Origin of the sequence: Olleya sediminilitoris (assembly GCF_016785945.1) — a bacterium.
GTDB lineage: Bacteria > Bacteroidota > Bacteroidia > Flavobacteriales > Flavobacteriaceae > Olleya > Olleya sediminilitoris.
In genome coordinates this window covers 304,429-327,136 of sequence record NZ_JAEMEF010000003.1, presented here as the reverse complement: position 1 = coordinate 327,136, position 22,708 = coordinate 304,429, and the positions used below count along the sequence as shown (strand labels likewise).

Below are 22,708 nucleotides of genomic sequence, written 5' to 3'. Positions count from 1 at the left end.
CTCCAATTGCTGATGGATATGGATTACCTACTAAAATCTGGTTTCCTGCTAAAGCGGGAATCGTTATATCTCCATCGTTTGCTGTACCGTTAAACCAATAAGATTCGCCTGATGGAGCTCCACTTCCCGAACCTTTCATTGTATAGCCAATACCTGGTATTAATCCTGTGGTTGGTGTTATTTGTTGCCATCCAGCATAATTATCTAGTAAATCATTAAAAGTATACAACCAATAACTACTAAGTTCTATTGGTGTAGCTGATGGGTTGGCATCATAGTCTGTTGTAAATCCAACTGCACCTGAAGCCGTTTCTAGATAACTAACTTGCCAATCTCCTGATCTATTTACTGGTGAAGACCAAAAATTATAATTATATAAATTTGTAGTCCCTTCTTGAGTCATTTTTAAAATTCCGCTCCCTGTATTTAAGCTTGGTCCTGTGTGGTTTTGTATTAATTGCGCTTCGCCTGAAAACTGAATCGTTCCGTTGTTATTAACGCCATTTTCTACTTCTAATAATAATCCATCTACAACTTCAAAAGTAGCACCTGCTTCTACTTCTACTTCTCTTACAAAAGCATCTGCATTTAAAAGTGCTAAACTACCTGCTTTAACCGTTAGTTTTAAACAAGAATCTGAAGTATCTGGTGCATTTAAGGTTCCTGAACCGTTAAAATATGCTGAACCATCCCAAACGATTTGATCTAAGTAACGTAATGTAAAATAATCTCCATCTGAAAAAGCAACATTTGATGCTGAAGCTGATGTCCCTGAAACTGTTAAATCATATGTGGTTGGTGATGTAAAATTACTATCATTACTAACGACTAATTGTAGTGGTTGGCAACTTTGCTTACCTGTTAAATCTATTGCTGAAATATCAAAACTAACAGATACAGTACCTAAATCACCGACTTTGCTAACTCGCCATTTTGAATTTAATTGTTCTCTGTAATTAGTTGTTTCTGTTGAAAAATTATAAGTTGGATCTTTAGTCTCTTCTCCCCAAAATAAATAATCTCCATTAGACAATGTTGATGGTGTATTTATTCTAACTATTCCTGTTCCTTGTGAGTCTGTATGACTTGAACCGTCTGAGGCTTGACCGATTCCTGCAACGTCATGATCAAAGTTTCCATTAGCAGCATTGTCTTGTTGGTAGAAGTCAACTGCATTGTTTAATGTTAACCCATATTTAGCTGTAAGATAATTTTGAATAATTATTCTTTCAGCAGTATTGATTACTTGGTTAAAAATTATCACTTCAGTAAAATCTCCTTCATGAGATTGATTTGCAGCATAACTACCATCTACTGCATCTTGCTCAGCACCTAAAGCTAAACTTCCTCCTTGAGTAATACTTGTTCCATTTCTGTGGCTGACGTTACGTCTTAAAAAACCATCTAAATAAGAAAACACTCCATTACCTGTATTAACCCAGCTCATGTTTACCATATGCCAGTTACCATCATTTGCATCGATACTCAAACCTTTATTACCATCACGATAATATTGTAAATTTCCACTATTGAACAGTAGATAATCATTATCGGTTCCTGTTGAATTGTAAGACAAAATTCCATCTCCAGAATCAAGAGTTTTATTAATGTAAAAAGTTGTTATTTGAGTGGTCGGGAAATTTGTGAAATTAGTTTTTCTAAGCCTTCTATTTCCAATATCAAACCTAACCGCATCATAACCATTTACATAATCATTAACAATATTAGGTCGTATTGTTGCATCAGGTTGACCTAAAGCATTTCCATTACCTGAGGTATCATTCCATATATCTATACTTGAACCGTCAGTCAAGCTAAAATTATCAGGTTGCAACCATAATACTTGATTTGAAGAATTACCGACACCACCTGGTCCTGTTTGAGCAAATAAATAAGTAGGTAATATTAATGCACAAAGCATTAATAATAATTGAGATTTAGTGAGCATACTAATTAGTTTATATTTAGGGAACAACGAAAATAACAAAATTAGAAGCTAGCTTAAAAACTTTGAGTGTTAGCATTTTACATCATTCGATAAATAGCCAAAAATTACGATTAAAGACGTGTTTGTTTTTAGTAAAGGTGTTAAAAAGCAAAAAAAACACCATAAAAAAAGGAATTTACCACAACAAACTAAAGGTATTTCTTACAAAAATCCTTAAGTTTCATTTTAATTTACTATAGATTTTAATTGCCTCTTCATACATATAATGATTTTTATCTTTCAAGATAATTTTAAGTTGCTTTTTTACTTCAACTATATTATCTAATTTCAAGTAAACCAAAGCCTTATACCAATACCCTTTAGAGAAGTCTATACTATCACTTTCAAGTATTTTATCAAAAGTTGCTATAGCTTCTTCATGTTTACCTAATTCAAGCTGAGTAATCCCTAAATACAAATAAACATTTACATTATTTAAACTTGGGTTTTCAAGTGCTTTAAGATACAAACTATTTGCTGTTTTGTAATCCTTACTAATAAACGCGTTTTCAGCGTTTTGCAATACATCACTTTGTACATCACCTCTTTCTATTAAAGATGGTAATTCTTCCCAAGAGTTGTAGATATTATACAAATTTGTATCACGATTTAAAATAAAGAGACCAATAATCAAAACAATAGAAGCCGCAATAGCAAAAAAGGAATAAACTTTAGCCTTATTTGTTTTTGATGCCTGAGCATTATTATCCTTATTATACGCAGAGGAGACCTTTGTTAAAGTGTTTTTCAACAACCTAGCATCATCACTATTAAGATAACTAGTTAAATCGTCAAACTCATCTGAAGATGGTTTTTCTAAAAACTGCCAATCCTCATCATTATACTGAATTCGCATTTCTTTATTAATTGCTACATAATTTTGCAATTCTAAATTAGAAAATAATTCTTCTGTAAATTTTGACAACTCAGAATCAGACATTAAACCATCCAAATAATCATCCACCTGTATTTTTAATTTCTCAGAAATACTCATAATGTTTTTAATTGATTAAAACGATTATCACTTTTAATCATTTCTGTTAATTTACTTTTACACTTAAACACACGCTGTCTAACCACATTTTCATCATTATAATCTAACTCTTTAGCTATAATTTTATAAGGAATTTTTTTAAAAAAACGCTGTAATATCTGCTTACAATTACCAGAAATCAACTCTAACTTTTCTTGAAAAAACTCCCACCTTTCTTGTTCTAATATTGACTGTGCTAAATCGTTAATATCATCATCAGGTTCAATGGGTTGATCAATTGTTACCACATTTTTTGTTTTATTTAACTCACGACGCCATAAATTTTTACATGCGGTAAACAAATAACCATCAAATGTAGATTTAATTTCTATGTTTTGAACCTGTAATCGAGCCATAATTTGCAGTATAGCTTTTTGAAAAACATCCTCTGCATCTGGCTCTTGACCTGAGTTTTGTAATACAAACCGTTTAACATTTGGGTAAATAGTTTTATATATTTCTAGTATTACTTTTTCATTTTTGGTCTGTAAACCAGTAATAAAGTAATCATTTTTATTCATTAAAAGCATTTATTGATTAGCACGAGGTAAGCGACAAAAATTAGACCTAAATATTAGTATGCATTTTAAATGGCTAAAAAAATATTTGGCCTTGGGTAACAAATATATATATTTATGAACTGGATTATGTAAAACATAATAAATTTAAACTTTTATATGAAAACTAAACAAGTAAATTATTCAGCTCAAAGAATATTACTACTAACACTTGTAATATGTCTTTTTAACTGTAGCGTTAACAATATTGAGGATGAATTAAATGAAGAAGATTTAAGTGAAGAATCATTGAGATTTACTGCTATTAATCCATGTGATTGTACTGAGTCAGGAGGCACAGGTGATGGAGGAACCGATAATGAAGCAGATGAAGATGGTAATAGTAATGGTGACAATGATGGTGATGGTGACCCAGACAAATCAGACCCAGATCCAAATGATCCTTGTAAATCTTCAACAGGAAGCATACCAGATCCTGAAAACCCAATTTGGTATAATGCCGATTGTGATTTTGACGGTATACCAAATGGAATAGACCCAGATCCATACAGAGATGATAACAGCGAGCCTTTTAATTAAAAACATGTCTAATAAACAAATATTTATTTTTTTAATATTATTAACTATTTGCAACAAAGTATTTTCACAAGAAAATTCGAGCTACTATTTAGAAACGATAAACTCTAAAGAATATACAAAAGAAAGAAAAGAGACTATCTTAGATAGTCTCTTTTCTAATTTTAACTACGACAATTTTTATGATATACATGAATATTCTAGATGGTTTTGGAAAAATGGAAATTTAAAAAAAGCTATTTCTATCAATAAAAAAATAATAAACCATAAAGAATTAAAAAAAACTAAAAATGATGGAATAAGAAAAAGACTACTAAAAAACCTAGGTTATTTTAACTATTTAATAAAAGAATATTATGAGTCTTTGTATTATTATAATCAAGCAACATTAATATCAGGTTTTGAGGTTGAATCAGCTAAATCTTATAAAAAAATAGGACAAATTTTTTTTGTTCTTGGTGATTATTATAATGCAGAGAAATATTATGACAAAGCATTGACTTATGCAAAAACAACAAATTTAAACCTTTACATAGGAATATGTATCGAAGCAAGCATTAATTTAAAAAAAACAAAAGTTAAAAAAAAATTTAGTAAAGGTGTTCTTATTTTACAAAGCGCCATCAAAATCATTAATGACAATAAAAACGTAACTACTAAAAAAAGAATATTAGAAACATACACTAGTCTAGGAGATTTATATAATGAATTCTTATTTCTCAACAAAAAGTCCAATTTTAAACAAGCATATAACAATTATAAAATTAGTTTAAAAATCGCCAAACAAACAAAAGACTTTCAAGAAATAGCAAACATCTTAAACAGTATAGGGTTTCTCCATTTAGCAGCAGATAAAAATAACACAATTGATCACTTCAAAAAGAGTTTAAAATATTCTACAGAAAATTTAATTTCATCAACAATTTATTCTAACCTATCAAATTACTATAAACAAAAAGAACAATTAAATTTATCTCTAGAAAACATCAATAAAGCTGTTAATCTTTTAACTACTAACAAACAAGACAGTTTATCAAAAGAACTTTTAAAAACCAATAAGCACAAATTTTATTTACTTAATAAATTAATAGACAAAGGTATTATTTTAAACAAATTAAGTAAATACGAAGATGCATTAAAGACCTTTAAAAAATGTGACTACCTACTTGACTTAGTAAGATATGAAAGCAATAGTATTAGCTCAAAATTGTTTTGGCAAGAAAAGGCTACACGACTTTTTACAGAAGCAACAAAAACTTGCTACTTTTTAAATGACACTAAATCTGCTTTTTATTTTATAGAAAAAAATAAAGCCATATTATTACTTGAAAATATTAACAAACAAAAATACAATCAAAACGATGAAATAAACTTTGAAATCTTTAAAAACCTTAAAATGTCTGATTACAAAACAGTAGATTTTTCTAATGAATCTAAAATCATGGATTTAAAAGAAGTTCAAAATAATCTACCCTTAAACACAGTCTTATTAGATTACATTATTAATGATGACTTTGGTTATTTAATAAGCGTATCAAAACATTACATAAAACTATATAAAATTTGTAATTTAGATATTCTAGCAAAGTACATAACATCTTATCTACAATTAATATCTAAACCAATAACAGATAGAAGTAATCTAAAAAAATTAGAGGTATTATCAAAAAAAATAACCAAGATAATACTACCTTTTCAACTAGATAAAAACAACTATACTAAACTAATAATTAGTCCAGATTACAACCTTCAAAATATTCCTTTTGAAAGTTTGAATTATAATAACAAATTTTTAATTGAAACTTTTGAAACATCCTATATTTACTCCTACTCTTATTTAATTAAGAATAATATTATTAAAAGAGAGCCCAAAAAACAGCTTATTAGTTTTGCACCTTACGCATTTAATTATGACAAACTAGAGACACTTAATTATAGTCTTATTGAATCTGAAGAAATATCCGAAATTTTAGATGGTAAAAATTTTGAAAAAGAACTAGCAGTTTTAAAAAATTTTGAAGGAAATATTAACGATTTTAATATTATAAACATCTCTTCTCATGCTAATGCAAGCGACTCTATAAACCCTTGGATTGCTTTTAAAGATCAAAAATTATATTTAGATGATATTTATAAAACCAAAAATCAAGCAGAATTAGTTGTACTAAATGCATGTAAAACATCCTTAGGAGAAATAAAAAAGGGAGAAGGTGTTTTTAGTTTAGCTAGAGGCTTTTTTAGATCTGGATCTAAAAGTGTCGTGTCATCACTTTGGAATGTGAATGACAAATCTAACTCTGAAATTACAATTAATTTTTACAAGTACTTAAAAAAAGGCTTCACAAAAAGCGCTGCTTTAAGACAAGCAAAATTAGACTATTTAAAAACACATAATTTAAGTGAAGCATCTCCTTATTACTGGTCATCTTTAATTTTAATTGGAGATGACTCTGCAATACAACTAAAAAAAAATCACAAACAACTGATTTACAATGCTATAGCTGTAATTTTAGCTGTTTTCCTTATTTTATTTATAAAAAAATCAAAAATGCTGGGTAACATAATAAAGTTTAATTGAACATAATATTGAAAGAGCTAGTAAGATAGCTTTTATCAAACTTCTATAAAAACAAGAAGCATTTAATTAATTATTAAAAACTATTTATTATGAAAAACAAGGTTTATTTTATTTCAATCACCCTATTAACCCTAGCCCTATTTAACTGTAGTAAAACAGAAATTTCCGAAGATAAAAAAAACTTCCAAGAAACTAAAATTATTAATAATTCAGACACTGAAACTTCGGCTAGATATGTTTGTATTGGAGGTTTTGGAATTTTCAGTAATTTAGATTATGATTGTGGATATAAAAAAGGTATTGAAAAATATATAGAAGACTATAATAAAGTTATTGAAGATTATGAATATCCAGAATGCCAAACACTTTCATTAACATTTAAACACAATGCTCATCCCTCAGATGAAGACATGAATGATCCAACATTCACAATTATTGACCATTTAAGTATTGAGTCACAAACTTTCAACAATTCTGGCATTATTTTACAAACAATGGCTACTGTTTACAATGACTTTAGACAATGGTGTAACCCTAGTTCATCTGACAACGACAATACTAAGGGTTATAAAGCTGGCTATCTAGCTTTTTGGGGACAACAACCATTATCTGACAACCCTACTGATGATTGTAATGATGGAGAAATTAGCCCTCTAAGCTTTATGTAACAATGAAAGAATTTGTATTAAAACTATCTTATTAAAACATTAGAATAATACTTAAGTAAACATTTAAGAATTTCTAAATTTTAAAAATTAATTAAAATAGATTCTTAAATGTTTACTAAACGAATGCTCAAAGCACCGAATTCAACTTAAAACAAACCAATCTAATATTTAACATATTTTTATTGTTCTGAGATTACGTCTTAAAATATTCAGATTTTAAAAATCAAAACTATTTATATATGAAAAACTATTTTTTTTTATTACTAATACTAATCTCCTCAACAGGGAATATTAAAGCACAAAACAAAAAAGAAAATATAAACATAAATTCCTGTCAATTAACATCTAACTTCAGTTACTATAAATCAAACTGCGACACAGTTGTTTTTAATGCAAACCCATCCTCTAATACAACGACAACAATACTTGGTTATTTTTGGGATTTTGGTGATGGAACTAATTCTACATTACAAAACCCAACACATAGCTATTCAAGTAATGGAAATTATTCAGTAAGATTAACCGTTGTTGGATTTAATAATACCACAGAAGATTGCTGTAATGATGTTACTACAAAAACATTAAACATTAATTGTATTGAACCTTGTGGAAACGTTAATAGCATTACTCAGCTTAATTTATTAGGAAACGAAAATGTAAAATTCTTTATTCCAAATGGAAGCCTTATTATAAATTCTGGTTGGAGTAACCCAACATACTTCTGGCAATTCACTTGTCAATCAACTGGTTATTACACTTGGTCGTATGATGAGCAACCATATGTCGATTTATCAAATTGTTCAGGATTTTGGGAAGTCACAGCAACTGTAACAGTTACAGACTCGCAAGGGAATCAATGTTCTTTTAGCAGAACAGAAGATTTACACCCAGGAGGCACAGGTGGATTCTCTAAAATAAGCATTAATCCGTTAAAGGATACTTTAAATATTGAAATTGATAAAAATCTAATAAATAAAAACGCTAAAACAGAAATATTGGTTTTTAACATGAATGGAGAAATTAAAGAAAAAATCTCTTTAAATAAAAATGAAAAAACATCCTTAAATGTTCGTAAACTTAAACCCGGAATATATATCCTAAAATTATTGAGAAACGGAAAAATTACTGATACAAAAAAAGTTGTTATTTCAAATTAATGTCATTATTAAATAACTTTAATCAATTAATCGTTAACAAAAAAAGCCTTTCCAAAATTGGAAAGGCTTTTCATTTTAATCTAAAATCAACAATAAATTATTTTTTATCGTCTGCTACTTTATTTAGTTTTTTAATCTCTTCGTTATATTCCTCTCTGGCGTCATCAATATCTCCATCGTCTTCCATCTCTTCTCTAAACTCTTCATTTGCTTTACGATTAATGGTAACGTACTCATCAAAAGTTTCATTAATTTCTTCAACTAAATCGTCATAAGCTTCATTTAGTTCTTCAAGGTTTCTAACATTACGTTTGTCTTTACCGTTTTGTTCTTTAATAAACTCATTATATTCTTTCTGAACATCTTCTATATCTTCGGTTATTTCTTCAGTTTTCATCCAATCAGGACGTGTACTATGCAATGTTGCTATAGTTGCTTCTAAATTAGGAATGGCTGCAGATTTTGTAGTAAAATCGGCTCCTTCTAACTTTTTCATTTCTATCGACAACGTATTAAAGGCATCCCAACCACTAATTTGCATAGCATTAACCTTAGTGTTTAGTGTTCTATTTACAACAGCTCCAGAAGTGGTAGTTATCGTATTAGATTTTGAATTTAAATCATTACTATTGGTAGCTAACATTTTATCAGTACTTGAAGTCTTTGATTTTAATTCTTGCGCAACATTAGCGTTTTGATTCATTTCAGAATCTGTTATTTCTTCAGAATTATTATTTTTTTTCTCATCCATACAAGATGTAAATAATACTCCTGTTAATGTCAATAGTCCGATTGTCTTTTTTAAATTTTTCATAGTTTCAATTTTGGTTTGATACAAAGGTATCGGACAGATAGAGTAACATAGAAAGATTTATTATAAAATAGTCACAAAAAACAAACCTGTTTTAACATAAAAATCAACATTTTAACCTCTAAATTCACTAAAAACTGTTAATTAAACGACTTAAAACTATTGATATTTTAAATTGTTAACAAATAAAAAAAGCCTCTCCATATGGAGAGGCTTAGTATATATTAGTCCAACACTTATTTCAAATTGGACAAACTAGACTTTAATGTTTCAATTTTAGCTAAAGCGTCTGCTTCTTTCTTTTTTTCTGATGCAACGACTTGTTCTGGTGCTCCTGCCACAAAACGCTCGTTAGAGAGTTTCTTTTGAACAGATTTTAAGAAACCTTCCGTATAATTTAATTCTTCGGTTAATTTTTTAATTTCTGCCTCAACATCAATTGCACCTTCCATAGGTATAAAATACTCGTTGGATTTTACTCTAAACGTCAATGCACCTTCTACAGCCTCACTTACATAATCGATAGACTCTAAATTACCTAACTTTGCTATAACTGCATCAAAATCTGTATTAGAATTTTCGTTATTAATTACCGAAAAACCTATAGCGTCTTTAAAGGCTATATTTTTTTCTTTTCTTACGGTTCTAATTCCTGAAATTACTTCTGACACAAATTCAAATTGAGAAACAATCTCTTTATTTACTGCTTTTGCTTCTGGCCATTTAGCAACAATTAATGCTTCTTCTGGAGTTCTTTCAGCAATATATTGCCAGATCTCTTCGGTTAAGAAAGGCATAAATGGATGTAATACCCTAAGATTATCTTCAAATATTGCCATTACTTTATTATAAGTTATAGCATCTATTGGTTGCTGGTATGCTGGTTTTACAATCTCCAGTAACCATCCACAAAAATCGTCGTAAATTAATTTATAAATAGCCATTAAAGCGTCACTTAATCTGTATTTACTAAAGTGATCTTCAATCTCAACTAATGCTTCACTAAATTTAGACTCATACCAATCTAAAGCTATTTTACTTGAATCTGGCTGCGAAATACTATCGCTAACTTCCCATAAATTAGTAAGGTTAAAGGCATTCCAAATTTTATTTCCAAAACCTTTACCTTGTTGACACAACGCTTCGTCAAACATCAAGTCGTTTCCTGCAGCACTACTTAAAAGTAATCCTACACGAACACCATCTGCACTGTAATCTTCAATTAACTTTAAAGCATCTGGTGAGTTACCTAAAGATTTAGACATTTTACGACGTTGCTTATCACGTACTAAACCTGTTAAATATACGTTGTTAAATGGTTTTTGGTCTTTATACTCGTAACCAGCAATAATCATACGCGCTACCCAAAAGAATAAAATATCTGGTCCAGTTACTAAATCGTTAGTTGGATAGTAGTATTTTATTTCTTCGTTTTCTGGATTACGTATACCATCAAAAACAGACATTGGCCATAACCATGAGCTAAACCAAGTATCTAAAGCATCTGTATCTTGTTTTAAATCTTCGACTTTTAAATCTGAATTATTAGTTTTGATTTTAGCTTTCTCAAGCGCTTCCTCTATCGTTTCGGCAACTACAAAATCTTCTTTTCCGTCTCCATAGAAATATGCAGGAATTTGTTGTCCCCAAAGTAATTGACGAGAGATATTCCAATCGCGAATATTTTCCATCCAATGACGATAGGTATTTTCAAATTTCTTCGGGAATAACTTAATTTCTGCATCTTCACCTAAAACCGCCTCAATTGCTGGCTTAACCAACTCTTCCATTTTTAAGAACCATTGGTCGCTTAATCTTGGCTCTATAACTGCTTTAGTACGTTCAGAGGTTCCTACTTTATTTAAATGTGTTTCAGTTTTTACTAAAACACCTATATTTTCTAATTCTTTTGCAACATTTTTTCTTGCTACAAATCTATCCTGACCTTCAAATTGTAAACCGTAACTATTTAATGTCGCGTCTTCATGAAAAATATCTATTACCTCAAGTTTATGTTTATCTCCAAGGTTTTTATCGTTTTCATCGTGCGCAGGAGTTACTTTTAAACAACCTGTACCAAACTGAATATCCACATATTCATCTTGAATAATTGGTATTACGCGATTACTAATTGGTACTATGGCTTTTTTTCCACGTAAGTGTACAAAACGCTCATCTTCTGGATTAATACAGATTGCTGTGTCTCCAAATATTGTTTCTGGACGTGTTGTTGCAATAGTTAAGGTATCGTCACTTCCTTCAATTTTATAATTTATATAATAAAGGTTTCCTTGACGTTCTTCATGGATAACTTCTTCATCAGACAAAGTCGTCTTTGCTTCAGGATCCCAGTTAACCATACGGTAACCTCTATAAATTAGACCTTTTTCGTGTAAATCTACAAACACTTTTATGACAGCTTCAGACATATCGTCATCCATCGTAAATTTGGTTCGGTCCCAATCGCAAGAACAACCTAATTTTTTAAGCTGTTCAAGAATAACGCCTCCATATTCTTCCGTCCATTCCCAAGCATGTTCTAAAAATTGGTCACGTGTCAGGTCATTTTTGTCTATACCTTGTTCTTTTAATTTAGCGACAACTTTAGCTTCGGTTGCAATTGAAGCATGGTCTGTACCAGGAACCCAACACGCATTTTTACCTTGTAAACGTGCACGTCTAATTAAAACATCTTGTATAGTATTATTAAGCATGTGTCCCATATGCAAGACTCCTGTTACGTTTGGCGGAGGAATTACGATGGTATATGGTTCTCTTTCGTCTGGAGTAGAATGAAAATAGTTATTCTTCATCCAGTAATCGTACCACTTGTTTTCTGCTTCAATAGCATTATATTTTGATGGAATTTGCATACTTTGGAATAGTTTTTGAAATATATCTTACAAAAGTACTTATATTTCTGTTTTTGGAAAATTTTAATGATGAATAATGTATCGATAAATACGCTATAAGCATTTGCAAGTGTGCATTACATCTAAAAATTTTGCAAGAGGAATAAAAAGTGATTAAATTTACGAACCTAAAATCTTAATATAATGAAAAAATTATTTACAATATTATTTATCGGACTAGTTAGTTTGTCAATGAATGCCCAAGAAAAAATGGCAAAAATTGAGTTTAAAGAAACGACTATAGATTACGGAACAATTGAAAAAGGCGCTAACGGACTTAGAACTTTTGAATTTACTAACACTGGTGACGCACCTTTAATTGTATCTAAAGTTAGTTCTAGTTGCGGATGTACAGTACCAAAAAAACCAAAAGATCCAATTATGCCTGGTCAAACTGGTGAAATTGAAGTAAAATATGATACTAATAGAGTAATGCCAATTAGAAAAACGATTACTGTTTTATCTAATGCTGAAACACCAACAGTATCTTTAAAAATAAAAGGGACAGTTATTGATCCTTCTAAAACTAGTGTTTTAGAGAAAAAAGGAAAAAGTGTGATGGAAAAATAACCCTCACTAATATTATTTAAAAAGCCGAAAACATATTGTTTTCGGCTTTTTTTTTATTTACTCTATTGGAGATTTTAATTCAAAATTAAAAACACGTTCAAAACCATACCTCAAAACTTTTATTTCTAATTTAGTTCCTGCTTTCTTATAAAAATAACTTACTAATTCTTTTAAAGTCATGTCGTGCGTACTCCTTCCGTTTATATAAATAATAACATCATTAATTCTCAATCCTGCTAAATCTCCAGGTGAACCTTCTCTAATAATTTTAATAGAATAAGATGGCTTGACTATATATTTCTCAGATGGCCCTACAACAGCTTCAACCCTGACTATACGACCATTAACAACTGACAAACCACCTCCACTAGAATTAACATCTATCTCTTTAATCAATCTAACACCATCATTTTCCACTTGAAGACCACTTTTATTATAGTTAAATGGCAATTTATTTAAGCTATTTTTTTTAAGTGTAATCTTAGCATTTTGATAATCAATAATACAATTAAACCTCTTTAAAACCTCACCACCTATTGATCCATCTCTATCATGTCTAATTGTCAAATTTTTGACTAATAAAGAATCAGGATATGCGACTTTAGGATTATCAAATGTGAATTTTCCAATACTAAATTTCTGAATTTTAGATCGTTTTCCATAAACACTACCACTCAAACCGGCTCCCAGAAAATCATTAAAAAAAGAAGTATTGATGCGTAATCCCTTTTCTTTATTTTCAAAAAGCCAAAATGCATCACTACTACCAGAATCTATTAATAATTTTACTGGTAACTCTTTAGAGTCTTGCTCAACCTTTCCTTGTATGTAAGGTTTGTTTCCAAAAAGACTCATATTAACCACATCACATTTAGCACATCTCTTATATTTATATTTAAATGGATCAAACAACCTGATATATTGGCTTGAATAATTAACTTCAACTATAAAATCTTTAAAAAGATCATAACCAATTATACCATCAATTGGCAATCCTAATTTAGGCCCAAAATTTAAATTTGAATCGTAAATTGTAAAAAATACTTGGTTTTTATTTATTGCATTTCCAATAGTAAATGTATTATGACTTGACCTTACAGCCTCTACATATTCACCATCACCAAGACCTTTAAGTTTTATTTTTTTTGCATTCAAAATTTTCAATGAATCCGAATCTTTCAAAAAATTAAAAATTATTGACTTATTAACTCCTGTATCTAAAAGGAATTTTAAATCAACTCCATTAACATTAACAGGGATAATTATGACATTATTAACAAGTTGAAACCTTATTTTATCAGATTTAACACCTTCAACTAACTTATATTGACTTTGAGAAAAAGCGGTTAAAGAAAACAGTAGAAATAATTGTATAAATATTCGATTCAAAAGCATTTATTAGTGTAAAAATTATGTACCACTGAAATTTACTAATCTTTTACATTAAAACCATTTTAAAACTATTTTTTTAAAGAATACTTACAATTATTTTTTGCAAATTTGCAATCTAAACAATTTTGAAAATGCCAAAAATTTCTCAAAAAGGGCAATTAATGCCTCAATCACCTATTAGAAAATTGGTTCCTTTTGCTGAAAAAGCATACCAACAAGGAAAAACTGTATACCATCTAAATATTGGTCAACCTGATATTAAGACTCCTCAAGTTGCTCTTGATGCTGTTAAAGTTCACTCTTTAGACATTTTAGCTTACACAAGGTCTGAAGGATCTGAAGGTTATAGAAATAAAATCGCTGATTACTATTCAAAAAATGACATCCATGTAAAACATGATGACATTATAGTTACAACAGGTGGTAGTGAAGCTTTACTTTTTGCTTTTGGAAGCATTATGGATGTTGATGACGAGGTAATTATCCCAGAACCATTTTATGCAAATTACAACGGTTTTTCTACTGCTTCTGGCGTGACGGTTGTTCCAGTAATTTCAAAAATAGAAGACAATTTTGCTTTACCTGCTATTGAGGAGTTTGAAAAACTTATTACACCTAAAACAAAAGCTATTTTAATTTGTAATCCTGGTAACCCAACAGGATACCTATATTCAAAAGAAGAAATAAAAAAACTAGCAGACATTGTTAAAAAACATGATTTGTTTTTAATTGCAGATGAAGTCTATCGAGAGTTTGCTTATGATGGAGCAAAACACTATTCAATACTGCAAGAAAATGGGCTAGACGATTACGCAATTGTAATAGATTCGGTTTCTAAACGTTATAGCATGTGTGGAGCAAGAATTGGATGTTTAGTTTCTAAAAATAAAGAGGTCATTGCTACAGCATTAAAATTTGCTCAAGCAAGATTAAGTCCTCCTACTCTAGCTCAAATTGCTAGTGAAGCTGCTTTAAGCACGCCTCAAAGTTACTTTGATGATGTTATTGAAGAATATGTAGAACGAAGAAACGTTTTAATTGAAGAATTAAATAAAATTGAAGGTGTACAAGTGGCTAACCCAAAAGGTGCTTTTTATTGCATAGCACAACTACCTGTTAAAAACAGTGATAAATTTGCGCAATGGTTATTAGAGTCTTTTGATGTTGACGGAGAAACTGTTATGGTTGCTCCTGCTGCTGGATTTTACAGCACACCAGGAGTTGGATTAAACCAAATCCGTATAGCTTATGTTTTAAACACCGAAAGCTTAAAAAAAGCTGTAAATATTATTAAACAAGCTTTAAAAGTATATAAAGATTAGTGCAAATATTAGATAACATATCCTTAAAACCATACAATACTTTTGGTATTGATGTCAAAGCCAAACAATTTGTTTCGGTTAAAACTATTGATGACTTAATCGCTGTTTATTCTTCTGAAAAAGACATAGAAAAATTTATTCTTGGAGGTGGAAGTAACATGCTTTTGACTAAGGATATGGACAAGCTAGTGATTCATTTAGATTTAAAAGGAAAATCAATTGTATCCCAAACAGAAAACCATGTTTTTATTGAAGCAAAAGCAGGCGAGAATTGGCATGACTTTGTATTGTGGACTCTACAACAAAATTTTGGAGGCTTAGAAAACCTTTCTTTAATACCTGGCAACGTTGGATCTAGTCCAATACAAAACATAGGCGCTTATGGTGTAGAGCTTAAGGACAATTTTTACACCTGTGAAGTACTAAACTTAGAAACGTTAAAAACTGAAATTTTCACCAATCAAGATTGCAATTTTGGTTACCGTAATTCCATATTTAAACAAAGTGTAAAAGGCAAATACATCATAATTAATGTTACGTTTAAACTAACAACTAAAAATCACGTATTACACACTAATTACGGAGCTATTAGTTCTCAGTTAGAAGTAATGAATGTTTCAAAACCTACTATTCAGGAGGTCTCAAAAGCTGTAATAGCGATACGCAATAGCAAATTACCTAATCCAAAAGAAATTGGTAATAGTGGAAGTTTTTTTAAAAATCCAATCATTAGTAAAGAGGGATTTATACAGTTACAACAAAATTTTCCTGATGCACCACATTATATTATTTCTGAAACCGAAGTAAAAGTTCCTGCTGGTTGGTTAATTGAAACTGCTGGTTTTAAAGGAAAAACTTTTGACAATTACGGAGTCCATAAAAAACAAGCTTTAGTTTTAGTAAATTATGATAATGCCAAAGGAAAGGATATATTAGAGCTTTCAAAATTGATACAACATACTATTTATCGTATATTTAATATTTCAATTGAAACCGAAGTCAATATTTTTTAATAAACGGACTTCAATTTAAAACTTTAGACTAACAAACCCTAAATAATAGCTTGAATTTCTCTATAGAAGAACATATAATAGCACATCTTAAAAATGGTGACAAACAAGCCATAACATTATTATACGAAAACTATGCTGACGCGTTGTTTGGTGTTATAAAAAAGGTGATCTCGGATGATGATTTAGCCCAAGACGTGCTTCAAGAAACCCTTATAAAAGTTTGGAAAAAAGGTAAAAGTTATAATCCTGATAAGGCTAAATTATTTACCTGGTTATATCGTATTGCATACAATTCTGCAATAGATAAAATTAGATCTGTAAATAATAAATCAAATAAAGAAGTCCAAATTGAAAACTCTAACGTATATAAATTGACAACTAATAGTTTAAACGAGGATGTTTTAGATATAAAAAAACACTTAAACACCCTTGACCAAAAATATCAGATTGTCGTGAATGCACTGTTTTTTGAAGGTATGACCCAACAAGAAGCAAGTGATGAGTTGAATATTCCGTTAGGAACTATCAAATCAAGATTAAAAATTGCATTACGTGAATTAAAAAAAATTTACAACCCTCAATTGTAGAATGATGAATGAGAAAATAAATACATTTTTAAAGTCTGACTTATTAAACAAATACTTAATAGGACAAACTACTGCTAGCGAAACTTTAGAGGTTGAACATTATATCTCAGAATTTCCGGAAGTTAAAAAAGCTTACAACAGGCTGCAAGACCAATTAGAATTTACAACTCAATTAAATGCTGTAAAAGCACCTAAATTAGTATTAGATAATATTTTTGAAGCTTTAGATGACAAACCTGTAGTTACTTTACAACCTAAACGTACTAAAAAATGGTACAGTTTAGCAATTGCTGCATGTGTTGCTGCATTACTATTTGCTGGAAGCTCTGCATATCTTTATAAACAAAACAAAGAATTATCAAGCGAAAACCAAACCATTGCAGATGAGATTTTTGATCTTAGAAGTGATATTGCAAATAACAACAGTACATTACAACAATTACTAGATCAGTTTAAGCAATTAAACAATCCTGAAACTGAAAAATACGTTTTAAAAGGAAATACTAGAGCTAAAAACTTAAAAACGGTAGCCTACATTAATCCAGAAGAAAAAAAATCTATGATTGATGTTGTATCCTTGCCACAATTACCTGATGATAAAGTATATCAAATTTGGGCAGAATTACAAGGTAAAATGGTAAACTTAGGTGTTTTGAGTGAAGCTGATAGACGACTTCAAGAAATTCCATATACAGAAGATGCTTTAGGACTAAGCATTTCTATAGAGCCTAAAGGAGGAAGTCCAGTCCGCTCAAACGATACTCCTGTTGCAGAGATATCTTTAAAACTTAATGAGTAAGTAGTATTAAAATAACAATAAAAAAAAGCTTCACTTAATTAGTGAGGCTTTTTTTTATATAATACTATTTTATTTTGATTAGTCTTTACTAAAAAAGGTTTTGTGTATTAAACCTGCTACAATAGCACCTGCAATTGGAGCTAACCAAAATAACCATAATTGCCCAAGATAGTCTCCTCCTTCAGCAAATAATGCTTGGCTAGTAGATCTTGCTGGATTAACAGAAGTATTAGTAATAGGAATACTAATTAAGTGTATTAAAGCTAAAGCCAAACCAATTGCAATTCCTGCAAAGCCTTTTGGTGCTTTAGGATATGTACTACCTAAAATAATTAATAAAAAAAACATAGTCAATAAAAACTCGGCTACTAAAGCAGACATCATGGAATATCCTCCAGGTGATAATGCATCATAACCATTGGCAGCAAAACCACCAACATCAGTAAAACCAGCTTTACCAGATACAATATATAACAAAGCAGTAGCAGCAACAATTGCACCAACTAATTGTGCAATGATATAACCAGGCAGCTCTTTAGCAGGAAACTTTCCTCCAGCCCAAAGCCCTATTGAAACAGCAGGATTAAAATGCGCACCAGAAACATGACCAACTGCATAAGCCATAGTTAATACTGTTAAACCAAAAGCTAATGACACACCAACAAAGCCGATACCTAAATCCGGAAAGCCAGCAGCAAAAATGGCACTACCACAACCACCAAAAACCAACCAAAAAGTTCCAAAAAACTCTGCAAATAATTTTTTCATAATTTAAATTGTTAAAAAGTTAGAGCATTAAATTATAAAAAAAATAAAGAATTAACCACTTTAGATTTATCTAAATAACTTTTTCGTTAAAAAACTGATTTTAATGTTCAAATCAACCTAACAAAAACTATTGAAACGTTAAACATTAACTTGTTTTCGAAAAAACCGTATCTTTGTAATTCTAAAAAAAGCAACTATTTTGAAACTTTTATTACTTACTTTAGGCCTTTTAGGTTTAGGTTTTGCAGGTATTGCAATTAAAATTTGGGCAAAAAAAGACGGTAAATTTGCAGGTACATGCGCAAGTCAAAACCCTATGTTAAATACAGAAGGTGAAGCTTGTGGTTTTTGCGGTAAATCACCAGACCAATTTGAAAATTGTAGCGAACCTCAACACTCGTAATCTATGCTAATACTTGAGGTATTATTCTACAGTTTTGCAACTGTGGTAGTTATTCAAGTATTGTATTATACTTTGATTTTTGGAAATTTTGCATTTTTAAAACACAGTAAAACTACATCTGAAACACCTCCCGTTTCAGTAATTATTTGTGCTAAAAACGAAGCAGAAAATATTAAAAATTTTCTTCCAAGTGTTTTAAATCAAGACTATCATAACTTTGAGGTTGTACTTATCAACGACTCGTCTAAAGACGACACTTTAGAGGTTTTTGAAGACTTCAAATCTAAATATGATAATATAAAAATTGTCAATGTTAAAAACATTGAAGCATTTTGGGGAAATAAAAAATACGCATTATCATTAGGTATTAAAGCTGCTACAAACAATCATTTACTATTCACTGATGCCGATTGCAAACCTTTATCTAAACATTGGATAAAAGAAATGAGTTCTAGTTTTACCAAAACAAACACTATTGTTTTGGGTTACGGAGGTTACAATAAAATTAAACACTCTTTTCTAAACAAACTTATCAGGTTTGAAACCTTATTGACAGCTACTCAATATTTTTCTTATGCTAAAATAGGATTACCATATATGGGAGTTGGACGTAATTTAGCCTATCACAGAGATGAGTTTTTTAATGTTAATGGTTTTATCAAACACATGAAAGTAAGATCTGGTGATGATGATTTATTTATAAATGAAGTCGCTACATCAAAAAACACAGTCATCCAATACAAAAAAAACAGTTTTACAGTATCTGTTGCCAAAACCAATTTTAAAGATTGGTTTAAACAAAAAAGAAGGCATGTATCTACAGCTAAATACTATAAAACAAAACATCAATTATTGTTAGGCTTGTTTTATATTACCCAAGTTTTATTCTGGACTTTGGGTATTACATTACTTTACACGACTTATTTGTGGCCTTTTGCTTTAGGATTAGTTATTTTAAGATTTTTATGCCAGTATTTAAGTTTAGGGTTTTCAGCAAAAAAACTAAACGAAATAGACACAATATTCTTGCTTCCTATACTAGAAATCACCTTAATTATAATGCAATTTAGTATCTTTATAACTAATAAAATTTCAAAACCTAATTATTGGAAATAAACGACATCATAGACAAAGCTAAACAAAACGATCAAAAAGCGTTTAACTATCTACTACACACTTTTTGGGACCAAGTATATGGTTTTCAATTAAAAAGAATTCAGAATGAAAACGATGCCGAAGATGTCACCATTCAAACCTTTTCTAAGGCTTTTGACAAAATTAAATCTTATAACAACAACTATTCGTTTAGTACTTGGTTAATAACCATTTCAAAAAACATTCATATAGATATTATTAGAAAAGAAAAGCACTCCATTAAACAAGCTATTTCCAGAACTGATAATAATGAAGTTTACAACGTTTTAGACGAAACACCTTCAGTTGAAGATAAATTAATAACGGAACAAAATTTAGCCAACTTATTAAGAGATATTAAAAAGCTAAAACCTCATTACCAAGAAGTTATTCATTTAAGATATTTTCAAGAATTAAGTTATAAAGAAATTTCAGCTCAATTAAAAGAACCTATAAATAACATAAAAGTAAAGTTACTTCGTGCTAAAAAATTGCTTTCTGAAATCATTCAAAAAAGCTAGTTACACTTATAGTTTTACTTAACAATTACTTCCTGAATTTTAAACAAAATACTTCGTATCTTTGCTTATAGAAAATTGCAATTATGAATACAGAAACTGCATCAAATATATTACCAAAAAGAGAACCTAAACCAAAATGGCTGCGTGTTAAATTACCTACTGGTAAAAAATACACAGAACTAAGAGGATTAGTAGACAAATATAGCTTAAACACTATTTGTACCTCTGGAAGTTGTCCAAATATGGGAGAATGTTGGGGAGAAGGTACTGCTACATTCATGATTTTAGGAAACGTTTGTACTAGATCTTGTGGATTTTGTGGTGTAAAAACTGGTCGTCCAGAGGATGTAGATTGGGATGAACCCGAAAAAGTTGCTAGATCTATTAAAATTATGGGTATTAAACACGCTGTTTTAACAAGTGTTGATAGAGATGATTTAAAAGATATGGGAAGCATTATGTGGGCAGAAACAGTTAATGCTGTTAGAAGAATGAATCCCAAAACAACTCTAGAAACCTTAATACCTGATTTTCAAGGTGAAGAAATGCATATTGACCGTATTATTGATGTTGCTCCAGAAGTAGTATCTCATAATATCGAAACCGTAAAACGACTAACTAGAGAAGTACGTATACAAGCAAAGTACGAAAGAAGTTTAGGTGTACTTAAATACCTTAAGCAACAAGGTCAACGTCGTACAAAATCTGGTATTATGTTAGGTCTTGGTGAAGAGCGTGAAGAAGTTATACAAACGCTACATGATTTACGCGATAACGACGTAGATGTTGTAACTATTGGACAATACCTTCAACCTAGTAAAAAACATTTACCTGTTAAGCGTTTTGTTTTACCAGACGAATTTAAAGAATACGAAGAAATTGGATTAAAACTAGGCTTTAGACATGTTGAAAGTAGCGCATTAGTGCGATCGTCATATAAGGCTCAAAAACACATTAATTAATATGATTACGGTTGCCATAAATGGCTTTGGTCGTATAGGTAGACGCGTCTTTAGATTGCTACATAACAACCCAGAAATAAAGGTGGTTGCTATTAATGATTTAGCTGACACCAAAACGCTAAGTCATTTATTAAAATACGACAGTATTCATGGTGTTTTCCCTGCAAAGATATCTGCTAAAGACAATATGATTGTTGTTGACAATCAAGAAGTACCACTGCTAAATCAAACACATCCAAAAACAATTGATTGGTCCAACTTTACGCCTGATTTTGTAATAGAATCTACAGGAAAATTTAAAACCTCAGAAGATTTACAACACCATATAAATAATGGTGCTAAACGTGTTATTTTAAGTGTTCCTGCTATTGAAGATGATATTAAAACTATTGTTCTTGGTGTTAACCAACAAGAATTGGATGGTGATGAAACCATAATTTCTAACGCATCTTGTACCACAAACAATGCAGCACCTATGATTGATATTATCAATCAGTTATGTGGTATTAATCAAGCTTACATAACGACTATCCACTCTTACACAACAGACCAAAGTCTACATGATCAACCTCACAGAGATTTACGTCGTGCAAGAGCTGCAGGTCAGAGCATAGTACCTACTACTACAGGAGCAGCTAAAGCATTAACCAAAATTTTCCCTGATTTATCAGAGGTTATTGGTGGCTGTGGTATTAGAGTTCCTGTTGCTAATGGCTCTTTAACAGACATCACTTTTAATGTTAAAAAAACAGTTAGTATTGATGCCATAAACAAAGCTTTTAATAATGCCTCTCACACAAAATATAAAGGCATCTTAGAGTATACTGAAGACCCTATAGTTTCAATTGATATTGTAGGTAATACACACTCTTGTATTTTTGATTCTCAAATGACATCTGTTATAGGTAATATGGTCAAAATTATAGGATGGTATGACAATGAAACAGGGTATTCAAGCCGAATTATTGATCTGATTTTCAATTTATCAGAATAAAAA

The 22,708-nt window shown here is 30.2% G+C and carries 20 protein-coding genes and 1 pseudogene; 14 read left to right on the top strand and 7 right to left on the bottom strand.

All coding sequences use genetic code 11. The annotated features are described in order from the left end of the window. The 3 genes and pseudogenes from JAO71_RS05740 to JAO71_RS05730 all read right to left on the bottom strand — a co-directional run. Nucleotides 1–1,948, bottom strand: a pseudogene (locus JAO71_RS05740) (hypothetical protein); the annotation flags it as partial. A gap of 220 nt (nucleotides 1,949–2,168) precedes the next feature. Beyond that, complete coding sequence (locus JAO71_RS05735; RefSeq protein ID WP_202999511.1) at nucleotides 2,169–2,981, bottom strand: tetratricopeptide repeat protein; 813 nt, start codon at nucleotides 2,979–2,981, stop codon at nucleotides 2,169–2,171. Continuing rightward, on the bottom strand, nucleotides 2,978–3,541 hold the full coding sequence (locus JAO71_RS05730) for an RNA polymerase sigma factor (RefSeq protein ID WP_202999510.1): 564 nt from the start codon (nucleotides 3,539–3,541) through the stop codon (nucleotides 2,978–2,980). The genes JAO71_RS05735 and JAO71_RS05730 overlap by 4 nt, the downstream gene beginning before the upstream one ends. A gap of 156 nt (nucleotides 3,542–3,697) precedes the next feature. Between JAO71_RS05730 and JAO71_RS05725 the strand changes: the two genes are divergently transcribed. The 4 genes from JAO71_RS05725 (at nucleotide 3,698) to JAO71_RS05710 (ending at nucleotide 8,517) form a co-directional block, all read left to right on the top strand. After that, the gene (locus JAO71_RS05725) at nucleotides 3,698–4,117 is read left to right on the top strand and encodes a hypothetical protein (RefSeq protein WP_116824201.1); all 420 of its coding nucleotides are present in this window, start codon (nucleotides 3,698–3,700) and stop codon (nucleotides 4,115–4,117) included. 4 nt (nucleotides 4,118–4,121) lie between these two features. Then, nucleotides 4,122–6,692 carry a CHAT domain-containing protein gene (locus JAO71_RS05720; protein ID WP_202999508.1) on the top strand — a complete coding sequence of 857 codons (2,571 nt, stop codon included), beginning with the start codon at nucleotides 4,122–4,124 and terminating at the stop codon, nucleotides 6,690–6,692. An 89-nt stretch (nucleotides 6,693–6,781) separates the two neighbouring features. Beyond that, nucleotides 6,782–7,360 carry a hypothetical protein gene (locus JAO71_RS05715; protein WP_116824199.1) on the top strand — a complete coding sequence of 193 codons (579 nt, stop codon included), beginning with the start codon at nucleotides 6,782–6,784 and terminating at the stop codon, nucleotides 7,358–7,360. Nucleotides 7,361–7,599: 239 nt separating this feature from the next. Further along, on the top strand, nucleotides 7,600–8,517 hold the full coding sequence (locus JAO71_RS05710) for a PKD domain-containing protein (protein WP_202999506.1): 918 nt from the start codon (nucleotides 7,600–7,602) through the stop codon (nucleotides 8,515–8,517). Nucleotides 8,518–8,614: 97 nt separating this feature from the next. Here JAO71_RS05710 and JAO71_RS05705 read toward each other — a convergent pair whose 3' ends face one another. Next, on the bottom strand, nucleotides 8,615–9,331 hold the full coding sequence (locus JAO71_RS05705; protein ID WP_202999498.1) for a hypothetical protein: 717 nt from the start codon (nucleotides 9,329–9,331) through the stop codon (nucleotides 8,615–8,617). A 233-nt stretch (nucleotides 9,332–9,564) separates the two neighbouring features. Next, complete coding sequence (locus JAO71_RS05700; protein WP_202999496.1) at nucleotides 9,565–12,201, bottom strand: valine--tRNA ligase; 2,637 nt, start codon at nucleotides 12,199–12,201, stop codon at nucleotides 9,565–9,567. A gap of 183 nt (nucleotides 12,202–12,384) precedes the next feature. Here JAO71_RS05700 and JAO71_RS05695 point away from each other — a divergent pair, with 183 nt between their 5' ends. Next, nucleotides 12,385–12,810, top strand: a complete 426-nt coding sequence (locus tag JAO71_RS05695; RefSeq protein WP_028289638.1) for a DUF1573 domain-containing protein — start codon at nucleotides 12,385–12,387, stop codon at nucleotides 12,808–12,810. Nucleotides 12,811–12,867: 57 nt separating this feature from the next. On the opposite strand, the gene JAO71_RS05690 is transcribed toward JAO71_RS05695, so the two are convergent. Next, nucleotides 12,868–14,199 carry an aspartyl protease family protein gene (locus JAO71_RS05690; protein WP_236011177.1) on the bottom strand — a complete coding sequence of 444 codons (1,332 nt, stop codon included), beginning with the start codon at nucleotides 14,197–14,199 and terminating at the stop codon, nucleotides 12,868–12,870. Nucleotides 14,200–14,333: 134 nt separating this feature from the next. On the opposite strand from JAO71_RS05690, the gene JAO71_RS05685 reads away from it, so the two are divergent. From JAO71_RS05685 to JAO71_RS05670, 4 genes are read left to right on the top strand one after another with little or no spacing between them, the layout of a single operon-like run. Next, on the top strand, nucleotides 14,334–15,524 hold the full coding sequence (locus tag JAO71_RS05685; protein WP_028289636.1) for a pyridoxal phosphate-dependent aminotransferase: 1,191 nt from the start codon (nucleotides 14,334–14,336) through the stop codon (nucleotides 15,522–15,524). Continuing rightward, entirely contained in the window at nucleotides 15,524–16,537 is a 1,014-nt protein-coding gene (gene murB / locus JAO71_RS05680) for a UDP-N-acetylmuramate dehydrogenase (RefSeq protein WP_202999489.1), read from the top strand. Before JAO71_RS05685 ends, murB begins: the two co-directional genes overlap by 1 nt. Before the next feature lie 50 nt (nucleotides 16,538–16,587). Further along, nucleotides 16,588–17,124, top strand: a complete 537-nt coding sequence (locus JAO71_RS05675) for an RNA polymerase sigma factor (protein WP_028289634.1) — start codon at nucleotides 16,588–16,590, stop codon at nucleotides 17,122–17,124. A 4-nt stretch (nucleotides 17,125–17,128) separates the two neighbouring features. Further along, the gene (locus tag JAO71_RS05670; RefSeq protein ID WP_202999481.1) at nucleotides 17,129–17,923 is read left to right on the top strand and encodes an anti-sigma factor; all 795 of its coding nucleotides are present in this window, start codon (nucleotides 17,129–17,131) and stop codon (nucleotides 17,921–17,923) included. A gap of 78 nt (nucleotides 17,924–18,001) precedes the next feature. On the opposite strand, the gene aqpZ is transcribed toward JAO71_RS05670, so the two are convergent. Continuing rightward, nucleotides 18,002–18,691, bottom strand: coding sequence for an aquaporin Z (aqpZ, locus tag JAO71_RS05665; protein ID WP_202999479.1), 690 nt, complete (start codon nucleotides 18,689–18,691; stop codon nucleotides 18,002–18,004). Nucleotides 18,692–18,890: 199 nt separating this feature from the next. Between aqpZ and JAO71_RS05660 the strand changes: the two genes are divergently transcribed. The 5 genes from JAO71_RS05660 (at nucleotide 18,891) to gap (ending at nucleotide 22,705) form a co-directional block, all read left to right on the top strand. Then, nucleotides 18,891–19,094, top strand: coding sequence for a hypothetical protein (locus JAO71_RS05660; RefSeq protein ID WP_028289631.1), 204 nt, complete (start codon nucleotides 18,891–18,893; stop codon nucleotides 19,092–19,094). 3 nt (nucleotides 19,095–19,097) lie between these two features. Next, entirely contained in the window at nucleotides 19,098–20,210 is a 1,113-nt protein-coding gene (locus JAO71_RS05655) for a glycosyltransferase (protein WP_202999477.1), read from the top strand. After that, nucleotides 20,201–20,749 carry an RNA polymerase sigma factor gene (locus JAO71_RS05650; protein ID WP_202999475.1) on the top strand — a complete coding sequence of 183 codons (549 nt, stop codon included), beginning with the start codon at nucleotides 20,201–20,203 and terminating at the stop codon, nucleotides 20,747–20,749. The genes JAO71_RS05655 and JAO71_RS05650 overlap by 10 nt, the downstream gene beginning before the upstream one ends. A gap of 83 nt (nucleotides 20,750–20,832) precedes the next feature. Then, nucleotides 20,833–21,711 (top strand): lipoyl synthase, encoded by an 879-nt coding sequence (gene lipA / locus JAO71_RS05645; RefSeq protein ID WP_028289628.1) that lies wholly within the window; start codon nucleotides 20,833–20,835, stop codon nucleotides 21,709–21,711. Nucleotide 21,712: 1 nt separating this feature from the next. Beyond that, nucleotides 21,713–22,705, top strand: coding sequence for a type I glyceraldehyde-3-phosphate dehydrogenase (gap, locus tag JAO71_RS05640; RefSeq protein ID WP_054851843.1), 993 nt, complete (start codon nucleotides 21,713–21,715; stop codon nucleotides 22,703–22,705). The last annotated feature ends 3 nt before the right edge of the window (nucleotides 22,706–22,708 follow it).

What these genes read in the sequence shown, in the direction of transcription:
- JAO71_RS05735 (WP_202999511.1), bottom strand. Translation starts at nt 2,981, where the DNA reads ATGAGTATTTCTGAGAAATTAAAAATACAGGTGGATGATTATTTGGAT.
- JAO71_RS05730 (WP_202999510.1), bottom strand. Translation starts at nt 3,541, where the DNA reads ATGAATAAAAATGATTACTTTATTACTGGTTTACAGACCAAAAATGAA.
- JAO71_RS05725 (WP_116824201.1), top strand. Translation starts at nt 3,698, where the DNA reads ATGAAAACTAAACAAGTAAATTATTCAGCTCAAAGAATATTACTACTA.
- JAO71_RS05720 (WP_202999508.1), top strand. Translation starts at nt 4,122, where the DNA reads ATGTCTAATAAACAAATATTTATTTTTTTAATATTATTAACTATTTGC.
- JAO71_RS05715 (WP_116824199.1), top strand. Translation starts at nt 6,782, where the DNA reads ATGAAAAACAAGGTTTATTTTATTTCAATCACCCTATTAACCCTAGCC.
- JAO71_RS05710 (WP_202999506.1), top strand. Translation starts at nt 7,600, where the DNA reads ATGAAAAACTATTTTTTTTTATTACTAATACTAATCTCCTCAACAGGG.
- JAO71_RS05705 (WP_202999498.1), bottom strand. Translation starts at nt 9,331, where the DNA reads ATGAAAAATTTAAAAAAGACAATCGGACTATTGACATTAACAGGAGTA.
- JAO71_RS05700 (WP_202999496.1), bottom strand. Translation starts at nt 12,201, where the DNA reads ATGCAAATTCCATCAAAATATAATGCTATTGAAGCAGAAAACAAGTGG.
- JAO71_RS05695 (WP_028289638.1), top strand. Translation starts at nt 12,385, where the DNA reads ATGAAAAAATTATTTACAATATTATTTATCGGACTAGTTAGTTTGTCA.
- JAO71_RS05685 (WP_028289636.1), top strand. Translation starts at nt 14,334, where the DNA reads ATGCCAAAAATTTCTCAAAAAGGGCAATTAATGCCTCAATCACCTATT.
- JAO71_RS05670 (WP_202999481.1), top strand. Translation starts at nt 17,129, where the DNA reads ATGAATGAGAAAATAAATACATTTTTAAAGTCTGACTTATTAAACAAA.
- aqpZ (WP_202999479.1), bottom strand. Translation starts at nt 18,691, where the DNA reads ATGAAAAAATTATTTGCAGAGTTTTTTGGAACTTTTTGGTTGGTTTTT.
- JAO71_RS05655 (WP_202999477.1), top strand. Translation starts at nt 19,098, where the DNA reads ATGCTAATACTTGAGGTATTATTCTACAGTTTTGCAACTGTGGTAGTT.
- lipA (WP_028289628.1), top strand. Translation starts at nt 20,833, where the DNA reads ATGAATACAGAAACTGCATCAAATATATTACCAAAAAGAGAACCTAAA.
- gap (WP_054851843.1), top strand. Translation starts at nt 21,713, where the DNA reads ATGATTACGGTTGCCATAAATGGCTTTGGTCGTATAGGTAGACGCGTC.